The 13415-nt window shown below is 44.2% G+C and carries 14 protein-coding genes; 5 read left to right on the forward strand and 9 right to left on the reverse strand.

Going from position 1 to position 13415, the window contains the following annotated elements:
* The coding region (locus VIP81_RS22850; RefSeq protein WP_331966851.1) for a DPP IV N-terminal domain-containing protein at positions 1–743 on the reverse strand (743 nt) is incomplete at its 3' end.
* Between the two features lie 294 nt (positions 744–1037).
* Between VIP81_RS22850 and lysS the strand changes: the two genes are divergently transcribed.
* From lysS to VIP81_RS22865, 3 genes are all read left to right on the forward strand, one after another.
* Complete coding sequence (gene lysS, locus VIP81_RS22855; protein ID WP_331966853.1) at positions 1038–2549, forward strand: lysine--tRNA ligase; 1512 nt, start codon at positions 1038–1040, stop codon at positions 2547–2549.
* A 215-nt stretch (positions 2550–2764) separates the two neighbouring features.
* Positions 2765–3598 carry a universal stress protein gene (locus tag VIP81_RS22860; RefSeq protein WP_331966855.1) on the forward strand — a complete coding sequence of 278 codons (834 nt, stop codon included), beginning with the start codon at positions 2765–2767 and terminating at the stop codon, positions 3596–3598.
* A gap of 39 nt (positions 3599–3637) precedes the next feature.
* Entirely contained in the window at positions 3638–4405 is a 768-nt protein-coding gene (locus VIP81_RS22865; RefSeq protein ID WP_331966857.1) for a DUF4197 domain-containing protein, read from the forward strand.
* 122 nt (positions 4406–4527) lie between these two features.
* On the opposite strand, the gene VIP81_RS22870 is transcribed toward VIP81_RS22865, so the two are convergent.
* Together VIP81_RS22870 and VIP81_RS22875 are read right to left on the reverse strand one after the other, a co-directional pair.
* Positions 4528–5415: a flavin reductase family protein gene (locus VIP81_RS22870; protein ID WP_331966859.1), complete on the reverse strand. Its 888-nt coding sequence runs from the start codon at positions 5413–5415 to the stop codon at positions 4528–4530.
* A gap of 2 nt (positions 5416–5417) precedes the next feature.
* The gene (locus tag VIP81_RS22875) at positions 5418–6431 is read right to left on the reverse strand and encodes a fumarylacetoacetate hydrolase family protein (protein ID WP_331966862.1); all 1014 of its coding nucleotides are present in this window, start codon (positions 6429–6431) and stop codon (positions 5418–5420) included.
* A 156-nt stretch (positions 6432–6587) separates the two neighbouring features.
* Here VIP81_RS22875 and VIP81_RS22880 point away from each other — a divergent pair, with 156 nt between their 5' ends.
* Complete coding sequence (locus VIP81_RS22880; RefSeq protein ID WP_331966864.1) at positions 6588–7835, forward strand: serine hydrolase; 1248 nt, start codon at positions 6588–6590, stop codon at positions 7833–7835.
* Between the two features lie 190 nt (positions 7836–8025).
* Positions 8026–8682: a sterol desaturase family protein gene (locus VIP81_RS22885; protein WP_331966866.1), complete on the forward strand. Its 657-nt coding sequence runs from the start codon at positions 8026–8028 to the stop codon at positions 8680–8682.
* 98 nt (positions 8683–8780) lie between these two features.
* On the opposite strand, the gene VIP81_RS22890 is transcribed toward VIP81_RS22885, so the two are convergent.
* From VIP81_RS22890 to VIP81_RS22915, 6 genes are all read right to left on the reverse strand, one after another.
* A complete protein-coding gene (locus tag VIP81_RS22890) occupies positions 8781–9125 on the reverse strand; it encodes a hypothetical protein (RefSeq protein WP_331966868.1) in 345 nt (114 codons plus the stop codon).
* Positions 9125–10066, reverse strand: a complete 942-nt coding sequence (locus VIP81_RS22895) for a DUF6263 family protein (protein ID WP_331966870.1) — start codon at positions 10064–10066, stop codon at positions 9125–9127. The genes VIP81_RS22890 and VIP81_RS22895 overlap by 1 nt, the downstream gene beginning before the upstream one ends.
* A 17-nt stretch (positions 10067–10083) precedes the next feature.
* Entirely contained in the window at positions 10084–10857 is a 774-nt protein-coding gene (locus VIP81_RS22900) for a TIGR02757 family protein (RefSeq protein WP_331966872.1), read from the reverse strand.
* A gap of 140 nt (positions 10858–10997) precedes the next feature.
* Positions 10998–12137: a cystathionine gamma-synthase gene (locus VIP81_RS22905; RefSeq protein ID WP_331966875.1), complete on the reverse strand. Its 1140-nt coding sequence runs from the start codon at positions 12135–12137 to the stop codon at positions 10998–11000.
* A 387-nt stretch (positions 12138–12524) separates the two neighbouring features.
* Positions 12525–13112: a DUF2911 domain-containing protein gene (locus VIP81_RS22910; protein WP_331966877.1), complete on the reverse strand. Its 588-nt coding sequence runs from the start codon at positions 13110–13112 to the stop codon at positions 12525–12527.
* Between the two features lie 94 nt (positions 13113–13206).
* Positions 13207–13415: ACP phosphodiesterase (locus VIP81_RS22915; RefSeq protein WP_331966879.1), on the reverse strand; the 209-nt coding region annotated here is incomplete at its 5' end.

The raw sequence follows: 13415 nt of genomic DNA on the forward strand, positions 1-13415 counted from the left end.
GCACCGCCGGAAACGGGTACCACGCCTACCTTCACAGTAGGATTAGGATCGCCGGCTTTGGGGTAGCGTGTATTTTCGAGATAGCCATGCTGGCCCTTCTCACTATAAATAGGGAATACAGGTACTTTAGTATCGTTAAAGTGCATGTAGGCAATTTTGCGACTATCAGGACTCCACCAGAAGGCGCGGTAATGGGTAGGTCTGCCGAGGATTTCCTCATAATATACCCAGGATGCCCAACCATTATAGATGACGTCTGAGCCGTCGCTGGTATAGCGGGTTTCCTTTTTGGACGCTACTTCTACACTGTAGAGATCGTTGTTGCGGGTAAATGCCACATATTTTCCATCAGGAGAAAGCGTTGGATTTTTTTCTTCTGCGGCATCATTGGTCAAACGCACGCTGCTGCCGTCTGCAGCCTTATAAAACACATCTTTTTCACGTACTTCTACACTGGGACCGTCTACCGGAGCCGTGTAAATAGTAGCGTTACCAGTGCGGGCATCTACTTTCCATGCCTGCATGCGGCCATTGGTCGCATCAGGGCGCATTTCCAGGTAATGTTCTCCATCTGCCCACTCGCGGATGGCTGGCAGGGGCTTCGTAATCCCGGTGGCCTTGCCTTTAAATGCCTGTTCAAAAGTAAGGTCCTGCTTTTGTTGCGCATGCAAACAGGGGGTTGTCAGCAGCAATAAGGCTACACTGCTGATGTTGGCTGGTTTGAACCATTGTTCGCTTCTCATAATTTGTAAAGTATCAGGTGTTTTTTTTGTTGTAGTTAGCGGGCGAAAATAAGCATAACTAAAAGATGGCGCCAACAATTTACACAAACGGAGACCCCGGAAAAACCGGCTATTAGCCAAATGCCACCAGTTATGAAGGATTTCCCCGCGCCTGGTAAATAGGGCTGTAAATAGCAGCAGAAGCGGTTACCTTTAAAATGGTTTTCATAGGATATGGTCAAAAAATAAGAGGGCTGTAGTCTTACAGCCCTTTTTACTATTTTTGCACTCCAACAGGCAATTACAACTTACTACATGACACAATTATCTGAGCAAGAGATTATACGCCGGGAAAAATTACAGGAGCTGCATACTTTAGGCATAGATCCCTACCCAGCAGCGGAGTACCCGGTTAATGATACTTCCGTGAATATAAAATCCAATTATTCGGAAGAAACAAAAGAACAATTCCAGGCCGTTTGCGTGGCAGGCCGTGTAATGGGTAAGCGCGACATGGGTAAGGCATCATTTGTCCAGATCCAGGACAGCGTGGGCCGTGTCCAGGTATATGTGCGCAGAGACGATATCTGCCCCGGCGAAGACAAAACCGGCTATGATGTTGTGATGAAGAAACTGCTGGATATCGGCGACTTTATTGGGGTGAAAGGATATGTATTCATTACCAAAACCGGCGAAACATCTATCCATGCCACAGAAATTACCATGCTGGCCAAATCACTGCGCCCACTGCCTATCGTAAAAGAAAAGGAAGGGGAAGTATTTGATGAAGTAACCGATCCGGAATTTAAGTACCGTCAACGTTATGTAGATCTGGTCATTAATCCCGAAGTGAAAGAGGTGTTTATCAAGCGCACCAAAATCATGCAAACCATCCGCGATTTCTATAATAATCTGGGTTACCTGGAAGTAGAAACGCCTATCCTGCAGCCAATTCCGGGTGGAGCTACCGCACGTCCGTTTACTACGCATCACAATGCACTGGACATGCCGCTCTATCTTCGTATAGCCAACGAGTTATACCTGAAACGCCTTATCGTAGGTGGTTTTGAAGGTGTATACGAGTTCGCAAAAGATTTCCGTAATGAAGGAATGGACCGTACCCATAACCCGGAATTTACCGTAATGGAAATGTACGCCGCCTACAAGGATTACGAGTGGATGATGCGTACCACAGAATCCCTGCTGGAAAAAATTGCCATCACCTTACATGGTACTACTACTATCCAGGTAGGTGATAAAACCATCGACTTCAAAGCGCCGTTCCGTCGCGTATCCATGTATGAAGCCATCCTGGAACATACCGGTGTGGATATTGCCAGCATGGACGAAGCACAGCTCCGCGATGTGTGCAAACAATTAGGCATACACGTAGATCCTAAATTTGGTAAGGCTAAACTGATCGACGAAATTTTCGGCGAAAAATGCGAAGGCAACTACATTCAGCCTACTTTCATCACGGATTACCCGGTGGAAATGAGCCCGCTGACAAAGAAACATCGCAGCAAAGCCGGTTTGGTAGAACGTTTTGAACTCATGGTGAACGGTAAAGAAATTGCCAACGCCTATAGTGAGCTCAATGATCCTATTGATCAGCGCGAACGCTTTGAAGAACAGGTACAACTGATGGAACGTGGCGATGATGAAGCCATGTACATTGATTACGACTTCTTACGCGCACTGGAATACGGTATGCCGCCTACCTCTGGTATTGGTATCGGCATCGACCGCCTGACCATGTTGATGACGAACCAGCCATCCATCCAGGATGTATTGTTCTTCCCGCAGATGAAACAGGAGCAGAAATAAAGCAAAAAGCTGAAAGCATAAAGCAAAAAGCTATTGTAGCAATTGATGGAAGCGAAATTAAACCTTCGCCATGATCACTCGCTACAATAGCTTTTTGCTTTATGCTTTATGCCTTCGGCTTTCCCGGATTGGCATTAAATTTTCATAAAGCGTTCATATACCGTTGCACATCCTTAACTTTAAGTAGTGCTTATTAGTATGTTAAAAGTAGCCATATGAAAACAATCTTAGTACCCACTGATTTTTCTGATACCGCCTACAACGCCGCTACGTATGCTCTTTCGCTGGCTAATAGTTTAGGCGCCACCCGCATTGTATTGTATCATGCATATGAGTTGATTGTCCCCATTCCTGATATACCTACCATGATACCCATGGTAAATCCGGATGACCTGCGGGAGGCCAGCCTGGAAGGTTTGGAGAAAATGAAAAAAGAATTACATGCTTTAGTAACTGCAAACACGACAGTGGTAACCCGGGCAGACAACACCCTGCTGGCCGCCACCATTGACGAAGTTTGTAAGAACGAAGCGGTAGACCTTATTGTAATGGGCATTACCGGCGGAAGTAAACTCGAGGAAGTATTGGTAGGGTCCAACACAATTGATGTGGTAAAAAATACGAGCTATCCGGTACTGGTAGTACCGGGAAACGCGAAGTATAAGCCAATTGAAAAAATAGTTTTCGCAGCAGACCTCCGCAAAGTGGCCGAAACCACACCGGTGGAGCCGCTGAAGAAGCTACTACATATTTTTAATGCCGAACTGCATGTGATCAATATTGATCATGAAAGCCGGCATTTCAGTACAGATACGCCTTTTGAAACATTGATGCTGGATACCTTGCTGGAAGATTTTCACCCATCGTATCATTTTATCGACAACCCGGACGTGATTGAAGGGATTGTAGAATTTGCCGAAGAAAATAATGCGGACATCATACTTACCATTCCTAAAAAGCATGGATTATTTGAAAGCATTTTTAAGCGTAGCCGCACGGCAAAGCTGGTATATCAAACCCATATCCCCCTGTTGACATTACACGAATAATTTATACTTTTGAAAGATATTAATAATTATAATAACACTATGCTAAAACGTTCATTATTAGTACTGCTGGGCTTTTTTTGCCTGCAGGCAAGTCAGGCCCAACTCCTGAAACGACTGAGTAAACAGCTGGAATCCACCACCAATAAGAGCGGCAGCACAAGTACAAGCACAGGCGGATCAGGTACTTCACTGGCCAGCTTAACAGAATCTGACGCCGGTAGTGCCATCAAAGAGGCCCTGGCCAAAGGAGTGGCTTCCGGCATTGCGAAGCTGAATAAGACAGATGGATTTTTTGGCAGTGATGTATATAAAGTATTATTACCACCAGATGCTGTGAAAATTGGTAACACCTTACGTTCCATTGGATTAGGCAGCCAGGTGGATAAAGCAATTCTGCAAATTAACCGTTCTGCTGAAAAAGCAGTAGGCTATGCGGCGCCCATCTTTGTGAGTGCTATCAAACAAATGACCCTTACGGATGCTTTGAACCTGGTGAAAGGGGGCAGTACTTCCGCTACCGATTTCTTTAAAAGCAAAACAACCGATTCCCTGAAAACCGCTTTCTTACCAGTTATTAGGAAGTCTCTGGACAGTACCAGCGCTACCCGTTATTACTCAGATATCGTTACGTCTTATAACAAGTTACCTACTACTTTCAATAAAGTAAATCCTGATCTGCAGGACTACGTAACCACTATGGCCGTAAATGCTTTATTTGATCAGATTGCGAAAGAAGAACTAGCGATCCGTGCTAATCCGGCGGCCAGAACAACGGACCTGCTGAAGAAAGTATTTGGAGCAAAGTAGCGAAATAGCTATTAGCCATTAGCTTTTAGCTTTTAGAAAATGCAGCGAAGACCAACATATATTAATCTTCGCTGCATTTTCTAAAAGCTAAGAGCTAAAAGCTAAGAGCTAAAAGCTAAGAGCTAATAGCTAATAGCTGTTAATAGTATTTGCCATGCAGCAGCTACCTTTCCTTCCTCCAGTAGTTTTTTGGCATAGAGATGCAGTTCTTTATCCATTTCTTCCGGTGTTATACTGTAGTACTGGATAATATTTTTGAGATGATCATCATTAAAGGTGGCATCCACAAAAGGAACTTCATGTACATTCCCTAACTGCCCCAGGTTGTTGCCTGTAAGAATATGACTGTTGCGGATAGCCAACGGTAACGCATCTACGCCAATGCCCAGTCGGGTATTGGGTTTAGCTACTTCAAATACGGCATTGCCGGAAGCACGGCAATAATAATCGCCGCCCATACGGGCTACCAGGTCTATTTTATGTGGATCTATTTTGCCCTGAGCGTCCAGGATGTTATCATTGATGTGCAGCATCACGGGTTCGCAAATAACCAGGTTACCGGCTCCTCCCCCTTGTCCTGTTTCAATGATCTGTTTTACAATACACTCCATTTGCACCGGGCTCTCTCTTACCCGGAAAGGCTGTACTTTTTCAGATGCCAGTGGCGTAAATCCGGCTTTTTCAAATTCGTTTACACCAGCGGGGTATTCACAGCTGCTAAGTGACGCCTGTTGAACCATGGCATAGCTCACTACGTTGATCACCACTTCTTTGGTGGCATACACATTTTCCAGTGTATGCTTTACCGTATTATCACGAACCCGCCGTGCCGGCGAAAATATCAGCGTGGGCGGATTGGATCCAAATACATTAAAGAAGCTGAAGGGCGACAAATTGGGCCGGCCATCTATATCTATGGTACTGGCAAAGCAAATGGGGCGAGGCGATATGGCGCCCAGCAGATAAGCATGCAACTCACCGGTTTTTATCTGGGAAGGATCTATCTGCATGATTATGCTTTTTTCTTAAGCGCCAGAATGGAAAAGTCGCTGTCTTCTTTCACAATGGTGTTGGAAAGTACTCCCAAGCCGGTTATTTCCATTTCAACTACATCACCTGGCTGCAGCCACTGTTCGGTATAATCAGGGTCATTCAGTTTGCCGGTGCCATTTAGTTCCAGGAAACAGCCGGTACCTACGGTACCACTGCCAATAATATCTCCTGGCAAAATATTTACGCCATAGGCGCAACGTTCTACAATTTCTGCGAAGGTCCAGTCCATGTCGCCCATGTTGCCTTCACTCACCGTGATACCGTTTACTTTACAGGTCATTTTCAGATCGTAATTATTGCCGGTATGATCTGGTTTGGCGGGTATTTTCAGTGATTCCAGTTCGTCGGGGGTTACCAGCATCGGGCCAATAACGGTACTGAAATCCTTGCCTTTAGCGGGTCCCAGGTTTAGCAACATTTCTTCCATTTGCAGGGTGCGTGCGCTCATATCGTTCATGATCATGTAGCCACCAATGTAATCGTCTGCTTCTGCGGCGGTCACATTACGTCCTGCTTTGCAGATCACGATGGCTACTTCCAGCTCAAAGTCCAGTTTCTGGAAATGATCCGGCATACAATGAATATCGCCGGGGCCTTGTATAGCATTGTGATTGGTGAAATAGAAAATCGGATACTGATCGAATTCCGGAATCATGGCTACTTTACGGTTGCGGCGTGCGGCGGCCACATGTTGGCGGAAAGCGTATCCATCACGGCAGGAAGTCGGAAATGGTACCGGAGAAAGTAATTGTACGCTCCCCACAGGAATTCCCATGGCACTGCTGGGGTTCTTACCTGCCTTTAACAGGGCATCCGCTTGTTTGGCAATATCAATCACATCTTCCCACATCATCAGGAACATACCCATATTATTGGGGAGATCCGGATATAGTTCCTGTGTATTGTATAACAGCCCATCTACCAGGATGGCTAACTGGTCTGTTTCTTCTCTTAAATAGCTTACTAGTTTCATGGTGTTGGTAATTGTTCTGGTTGTATGAAGAGCCAAATATAAGAATGCACTTTAAATGGACGGGCTATTTTTCATAAAACTTCTGCTAAAAGATCAGAAAAATGCGCGCCTCAGCCAGGTATTTGCTTTATATTTATAAACAGAACCACCCCGTTTATGCGTTCCTGTTTGATGATCTTGTTTTTTTATGGCCATCTCTTTATTGTACAGGCACAATCCCGTACAGATGCTATGCTGCAAAGTCTGCTGCAAAAAGAAGGTTCTCCTGCATTAAAGCATATCCTGCAGTATCCCGATTCGTTCCGTTACCAGCTGATTTATACACAAATTGACCGGGATGGGGATAATACACCTCATTTTAAAAACTACTACCTGGATGTTGATGCGAATAGATATTATAATCCTGCCAGTACAGTAAAGCTGCCTATCGCTTTGCTGGCATTGGAAAAACTACATGCACTGAAGGTGCCGGGACTTACCGGGAATACACCCATGCTCACGGATAGCGCCTGGCAGGGACAGGTGAAGGTGTATACCGACAGTACGGCGGAGAATGGACTGCCGTCTATCTATCACTATGTAAAAAGAATATTCCTTATTAGTGATAATGATGCCTATAGCCGGTTGTATGAGTTTGTAGGGCAACAGCAAATTCATGAAAGACTATGGGCAATGGGGTATAAAGACGTGCGGATTGTACGCCGTTTTATGCCGCTCACAGAAGAGGAAAACAGGCATACCAACCCTATTCGTTTTATGGCTAACGGGCAATTGGTATATGAGCAGCCCGCCGCTTATGATACCTTGTCTTTTGATTTCAGCCGGAAGGTAACCATTGGCCAGGCCTACCTCGACCGGGAGGATAAACTGGTATTTTCACCCTTTGATTTCACAAAGCATAACAACCTGCCACTGACCGCATTGCAGCATATGTTACAGTCTGTGTTGTTTCCTGCTTCTGTACCAGCAACAGAGCGGTTTAATCTTACGAAAGATGATTACCACTTTTTGTACCGTTATATGTCGCAATATCCGTCAGAAACTTCCTGGCCCAAATACGATACCACCGAGTATTTCAACAGTTATACAAAATTCTTTTTTTTCAAAGATGGTAAACAAAACATTCCGCCTTACATACGTGTATTTAATAAAGCTGGCTGGTCGTACGGCTTCCTGACTGATGCTGCGTATATCGTTGATTTTAAAAATGGAATTGAGTTTATGCTGACCGGCAATCTTTACGTTAATCGTGATGGTGTTTTGAATGACGATAAATACGAATATGAAGAAGACGGATATCCGTTCTTTAAAGAAATAGGAGAAATTATTTACAAATACGAATTGCAGCGCAGGCGAAAACATAAGCCCGATCTGCAGGATTTCAACATTAATTACAAAGAATAAATAGCATGGGATAAATATTATCTATTGCCTTATAGAAGAGTTTAATGTGCGAAATAATACATGAACATTGTATTTTTGCTTTTTATCGGTTAGCCATATCTGAAATGCGCATTATTTTTGAGGTGGCTATCCAGGGTTTATAAGGAAGGTTTTATTCATATCCCGTAACTGCACTCTAAAATTCGGAGTTATGAAGTTTGAAAAGATTAAGAACAAAGGACAGGCAAGATTATTTGAGAGCCAGTATCTGGAGATGCTTACCAAAACGCATCCATTAGTAATCTGGGGGCTGTATTTGCCCATCATTGGCTATATGCTCTATTATAGTCATGATACACTGGGCTTTACACCCGGTACCGTATTTAGTATATTCATTGGCGCTATGGCTTTCTGGTCATTTTTTGAATATATTATGCACCGGTTTATGTTCCACTTTGTAAGCGACAAGCCCAAAGTGCAACGCTTTATTTATGTAATGCATGGTAATCACCATGAGTACCCGAGAGACAAACAACGTTTATTTATGCCTCCGGTACCCAGTCTGATTCTCGCCTCAGCCATTTTTGGCGTACAGTATATTTTCCTGCGCCAGATCACATTCATGTTTTTTCCCGGCTTTATTCTGGGATACCTGATTTACGGTAGCATGCACTACGCTATTCATGCATGGAACCCGCCTTTCCGGTTTATGAAACCATTATGGCGCAACCATCACCTGCATCACTATAAGAGTGAGGATAGGGGTTTTGGCGTTAGTTCTTCTATTTGGGATCATGTATTCGGAACTTTCTTCGACCTGGATAAAGAGAAGGAAGACAAAGAGAAAGTGAAGGAATTAACATTTTAGCCTTTAGCTATTAGCTTTTAGTAAATGCAGCAAAGAACAACATAACATTATCTACGTTACACTTACTAAAAGCTAATAGCTAACAGCTAACAGCTATCTCACCATCTCTCTTCATCATCGGGCAGGTGATCCTGTTTATAGGTGGCCCGGGAAGTGATTTTTTGTAGTTGTCTTTCAATGATCAGTGCTGCAATAGGTTTATACGGATCTGCTCCGGTAGCCGCGGCGTTTTCCAGTATTTGTTTTACCCGGTTTTCAGATACATCTGTCCGGTACAGTAAAAATATAAACTGCTGGAAGTTGTTACTGATCAGTATTTCCAGCCTGTTAGCCAGTATTTCTTCCAGTAATTCGTAACTAACATTAACGGGTACACTTATTTCAAAATGTTCCTGCGCCCATGTCGCCGCTTCCTGCAGGTATGGTACTGGCAATGCAGTCATTATTTCATTTGTTTTATTTTGTAAGAAGCATTGGTAATTACTTTTACCGGCACTTTCAGGTCGCGCTTAATGCGTTTGGCCTTATTGGCTTTGTAAGTATAATCACCGGACATCTCTGTGTTTTGTACACAGATGCTGGGAAACCCACTGCTGCGGTTAATCAGGTAATTGGAAGTAGTAGACCCCTGGATTTCAGCGGTGGCTTTAATATCATCTTCCAGGGTGAGCAGCTGCACTTTATCTGTTTTTATTTTAGAGGTACCGCCAATTTTTGCTGTTTGTGCGTCCCAGGTTTGCAGATTCCAGTAAAGGTCTATGCTGCCTACCAGGCCCCCGCGTAAAGGCACATTTTCTTCCCATTGGGTGCCTGTTTTAATGCCATGGGCAGGATACATGATCAGGAGCTGTTCCAGCCAGCTTTGGAACGCGGTGGTACCAAACTGGTCTTTCATCAGCTTCTTATAGGCTTCCTGTTCATCTTTTTTCAGGGTGCTGAAAGCAGTGCTGGCATCATCCAGGATATTATCGAGTCCTTCTACTTTATTAATGATACCGGTGGTTTGTATTTCCACCGTAAAGGGTTGGTTGAGTACTTTACTCAGCCCTGCCTGGAAAGGTTCTTCTGTTTTGGTCACTTTCGCATCTACGAAAATGTTCTGGTTTTTAGCGTTGAAGTTGAATTTCAGATCTTTGTACCGGAAGGTGAGCGTGGTTTTGCCCGGTTGCACTTCCGTTACTTCCATGGTAATGATATTGTTGTAGTCACGGGTCGTACGTTGTACAATTTCGTTGACAGTCATATAGGTTTCACTTCTGCTCTTCTGCTCCAGTTCAAACAATTCCCCTTTATGAAAGGTATAGTTCAGGGCCACATATTCCTGTGCTTTAGCGGATAAAGCCAGCGTTACTACCATTGCAATCAGTCCCAAAATTCTTTTCATTACCATTTTTTATTTGATCAAACATATTTTTCAATTACGCCCAGACCAAACAGTGCAAAATCGTACCTGGCAGGATCGTCCGGGTCGAGTTTTTTCAGTTGGTGTGTGAGGGCGGCGGCGGTTTTCCAGTCAGCTTTCGCTTCGGGTATTAATCCCAGTCTGGTGGCTACCCTGCTCACATGTACATCCATCGGACATACTAGTTGTGATGGTGATATGTGCTGCCAAAGCCCAAAATCCACGCCATTTTCATCTTGTCTTACCATCCAGCGCAAATACATGTTCAATCGTTTGCAAGCGGAGTTCCTGGCCGGAGAGGCAATATGCTTGCCGGTTCGTTCCGGATGTTCCAGCGCAAAAAATACCTTACGAAATCCGATCAATGCTTTTTCCACATTATCATCTTCAGGTGTAATATGGGCGCTGAAGGCAAATTCCAGCGATGTTACATTGGTGTAATAGTGTTGTAGAAACTCAACAAAGTACAACAGATCCAGGCCGTTAAACGTACGGTGGCAGAATGAAAATAATTTCATCCGGTCTTTTGGCTGATGATGACGGATAAAATCATACGGTGCATCATCCATCATTTTCATCAGTTCCGTGCATTTATTGATAATGCTGGTACGGTTTCCCCAGGCGAGTATGGCCGCAAAGAGACCAGATATTTCAATATCCTGCAATACACTGAAACGGTGCGGTATGCAAATCGGATCATTTGCTATAAAGTCCGGGTGATTGTAATACGCCGCCTTCGCATCCAGGAACTCCCTTAGTTTCTCGATTTTCATAGTTTTAATCACGTGTATCACCATAGCCCTTTTTATATCAACGGTCATTTTTGATATAAAAAGGTCCTGGATATGGTTAGGGTAAATATTTACGCTTTGGTAAAGATAATTTTTACCAGATAAGAATTAAAATCTATTACTTAGCCGATTGCTTTTGCCAGATCATCGGTAAGATCGCTGGCATCTTCAATGCCTACACTTAAGCGGATCAGCGAATCCACTAATCCGTTTTTCACTCTTTCAGCGCGCGGAATAGAGGCATGTGTCATGCTGGCGGGGTGCCCTATGAGCGATTCTACTCCACCCAGTGATTCGGCCAATGCAAACAGGTGTGTATTGCTCAGAATCCGGTTGGCAGAATCAATGCTATCATCTTTCAGGGTAAAGGACATCATGCCGCCAAAGCCCCGCATCTGTTGTTTGGCAATATCATGGTTAGGATGGTCCGTAAAGCCGGGCCAGTATACTTTATCCACCTTGGGGTGATTGCGGAGGAAATTAGCCACTACTACACCGTTCTCGCAATGCCTTTGCATGCGTACATGGAGGGTTTTAATGCCGCGGAGTACCAGGAAACAATCTTGTGGGCCGGGTACGGCGCCGCAACTGTTTTGTATAAAATACAGCCGTTGGGCCAGGTCTTCATTCTTTACAATCACCACGCCATGCACTACATCGCTATGGCCCCCCAGGTATTTAGTGGCCGAATGCAGCACAATGTCGGCGCCCAGGTCCAGCGGATTTTGCAGATAGGGCGAGGCAAAAGTGTTATCCACACAAAGCATGATTTCACTTTTCCGGGCTATTTGTGCGCAGGCAGCAATATCAATGATCCTCAACAGCGGATTGGTAGGCGTTTCCAGCCATATCAACTTTGTCTGAGGCGTTACATGGGCTTCTATGTTTTTGGCGTCGGCCATATCAATGAAAGTGAATTTGATGCCATAGCGCTCAAATACCTTGGTGAAAATCCGGTAGGTGCCGCCATAGAGGTCGTTGGTAGCAATCACTTCATCGCCTGGGTTCAGGAGTTTCATAACGCCGTCGGTAGCTGCCAGCCCACTTCCAAAGGAAATACCATGTGTACCGTTTTCAATCGCTGCCAATGCATTTTGTAGGGCATCGCGGGTGGGGTTTTGTGTCCGGGCATATTCGTAGCCTTTATGCACCCCCGGCGCACTTTGTACATAGGTAGAAGTTTGGAAAATTGGCGTCATAATAGCGCCGGTAGATGGATCGGGAGCTACACCTGCGTGTATGAGTTTTGTACCCAGCTTCATGTCTTAAATATTTAAAAATGAGTAATTTCTGGTGGTTTCCAAATATACTCCAGTTTTCGCGATTGCACATCCCCCAAATGATGAGAGGAGTTAGTTGTCCATTTTAGCTAATATTAAGATATGATCGCATAAAATACGACGGTTACGAACATTTTTATATCGTTCACCAATTCACTACCACAGGTGAAGTATAATCGAATTAAATTCGTTTTAGGTTTTTCATAGGATATGGTTAAAATTCTTAAGGCGGTATTCTTACCGCTTTTTCTTTTTTAAGCTAAAGGCCAAAAGCTGAAAGCAAAAAGCTATTAAGGCGAATGAACAAAGTGAAGGATTAATATCCGCTTTGTTCATTCGCCTTAATAGCTTTTTGCTTTTTGCTTTCAGCTACTTCTTTACTGCATCAGACCATTTGATAGGCAAACTAACACTTACCTTGTCCCAGGCAATGATCAGGTTAGCTCCCGGATCTCCTTTTTCAAATACCATGGTGAAGGCTTCCACTGCAGTATCCAATGCTACCACCGGGAGCGCAGTTCTCACCACGTCTTTTTTCTGATCGTATTTAAAGGCGCCCCATATATCAGTGTCTTTATTCAGGATGATGGTCCAGGTTTTTTCTGTTGGGATGGCATACAGTGTATAGCGGCCTTTCGGAATATTTTTACCGGCAATAGTCACCGGGCGGAAAAATTCAATTTCTGTGGCTTCGTTGGCTCCTAAACGCCATATTTTACCATATTCTTCCAGGTTACCAAATATATCTCTGCCTTTGGTTTGTGGACGGCTGTATATTACCCGGGCAACCAATGCTCCTGGTTCACCTTTTACTTTCACTACGTAAGGGTACATTACAGGGTAATAGGCCATATCCATAGGGCTGGCATCAAGGGGCGGCATTTTTTTGTCCTGCGCCACAGCGTTTAAGCTGAGCATGCCTGCTATAAAGGCAAAAAGGAGAACTTTGTTCATCATCCTGGAAAGCTTTATTTCTTTTAAATAGAATTGGGGGCAAACCTACCTATTTTTAGGGAATCAGAAAAGAAGCTCAGCTGCTTTTAACAAGCTGTTAGCGGTTTTCCATCTGAAGTAGATTTTCTACATAGGTTTGAAGCTGAGGAAAAAATTCCTGGTAACAGGTTTTCAATGCGGCATAATGCTCCATGAAAACGGCAAACACCACATTACCATCGGTTTGGAGGTACCTGGCCCGGCGGGCTACCCCCCTGATAGCACTGGAAATACCTTCTGTTGTGTGATAGTTATAGAGCCAGTTAT

This window comes from Chitinophaga sp. (genome assembly GCF_036566945.1).
In the GTDB taxonomy this organism is placed as follows: domain Bacteria; phylum Bacteroidota; class Bacteroidia; order Chitinophagales; family Chitinophagaceae; genus Chitinophaga.

Bases quoted from the DNA above. Each gene is read 5' to 3' on its own strand.
- VIP81_RS22895 (WP_331966870.1), bottom strand. From the start codon at position 10,066: ATGAAAAGAATTTTGGGACTGATTGCAATGGTAGTAACGCTGGCTTTA.
- VIP81_RS22885 (WP_331966866.1), top strand. From the start codon at position 8,026: ATGAAGTTTGAAAAGATTAAGAACAAAGGACAGGCAAGATTATTTGAG.
- VIP81_RS22910 (WP_331966877.1), bottom strand. From the start codon at position 13,112: ATGATGAACAAAGTTCTCCTTTTTGCCTTTATAGCAGGCATGCTCAGC.
- lysS (WP_331966853.1), top strand. From the start codon at position 1,038: ATGACACAATTATCTGAGCAAGAGATTATACGCCGGGAAAAATTACAG.
- VIP81_RS22870 (WP_331966859.1), bottom strand. From the start codon at position 5,415: ATGCAGATAGATCCTTCCCAGATAAAAACCGGTGAGTTGCATGCTTAT.
- VIP81_RS22880 (WP_331966864.1), top strand. From the start codon at position 6,588: ATGCGTTCCTGTTTGATGATCTTGTTTTTTTATGGCCATCTCTTTATT.
- VIP81_RS22860 (WP_331966855.1), top strand. From the start codon at position 2,765: ATGAAAACAATCTTAGTACCCACTGATTTTTCTGATACCGCCTACAAC.
- VIP81_RS22865 (WP_331966857.1), top strand. From the start codon at position 3,638: ATGCTAAAACGTTCATTATTAGTACTGCTGGGCTTTTTTTGCCTGCAG.
- VIP81_RS22900 (WP_331966872.1), bottom strand. From the start codon at position 10,857: ATGAAAATCGAGAAACTAAGGGAGTTCCTGGATGCGAAGGCGGCGTAT.
- VIP81_RS22905 (WP_331966875.1), bottom strand. From the start codon at position 12,137: ATGAAGCTGGGTACAAAACTCATACACGCAGGTGTAGCTCCCGATCCA.
- VIP81_RS22875 (WP_331966862.1), bottom strand. From the start codon at position 6,431: ATGAAACTAGTAAGCTATTTAAGAGAAGAAACAGACCAGTTAGCCATC.
- VIP81_RS22890 (WP_331966868.1), bottom strand. From the start codon at position 9,125: ATGACTGCATTGCCAGTACCATACCTGCAGGAAGCGGCGACATGGGCG.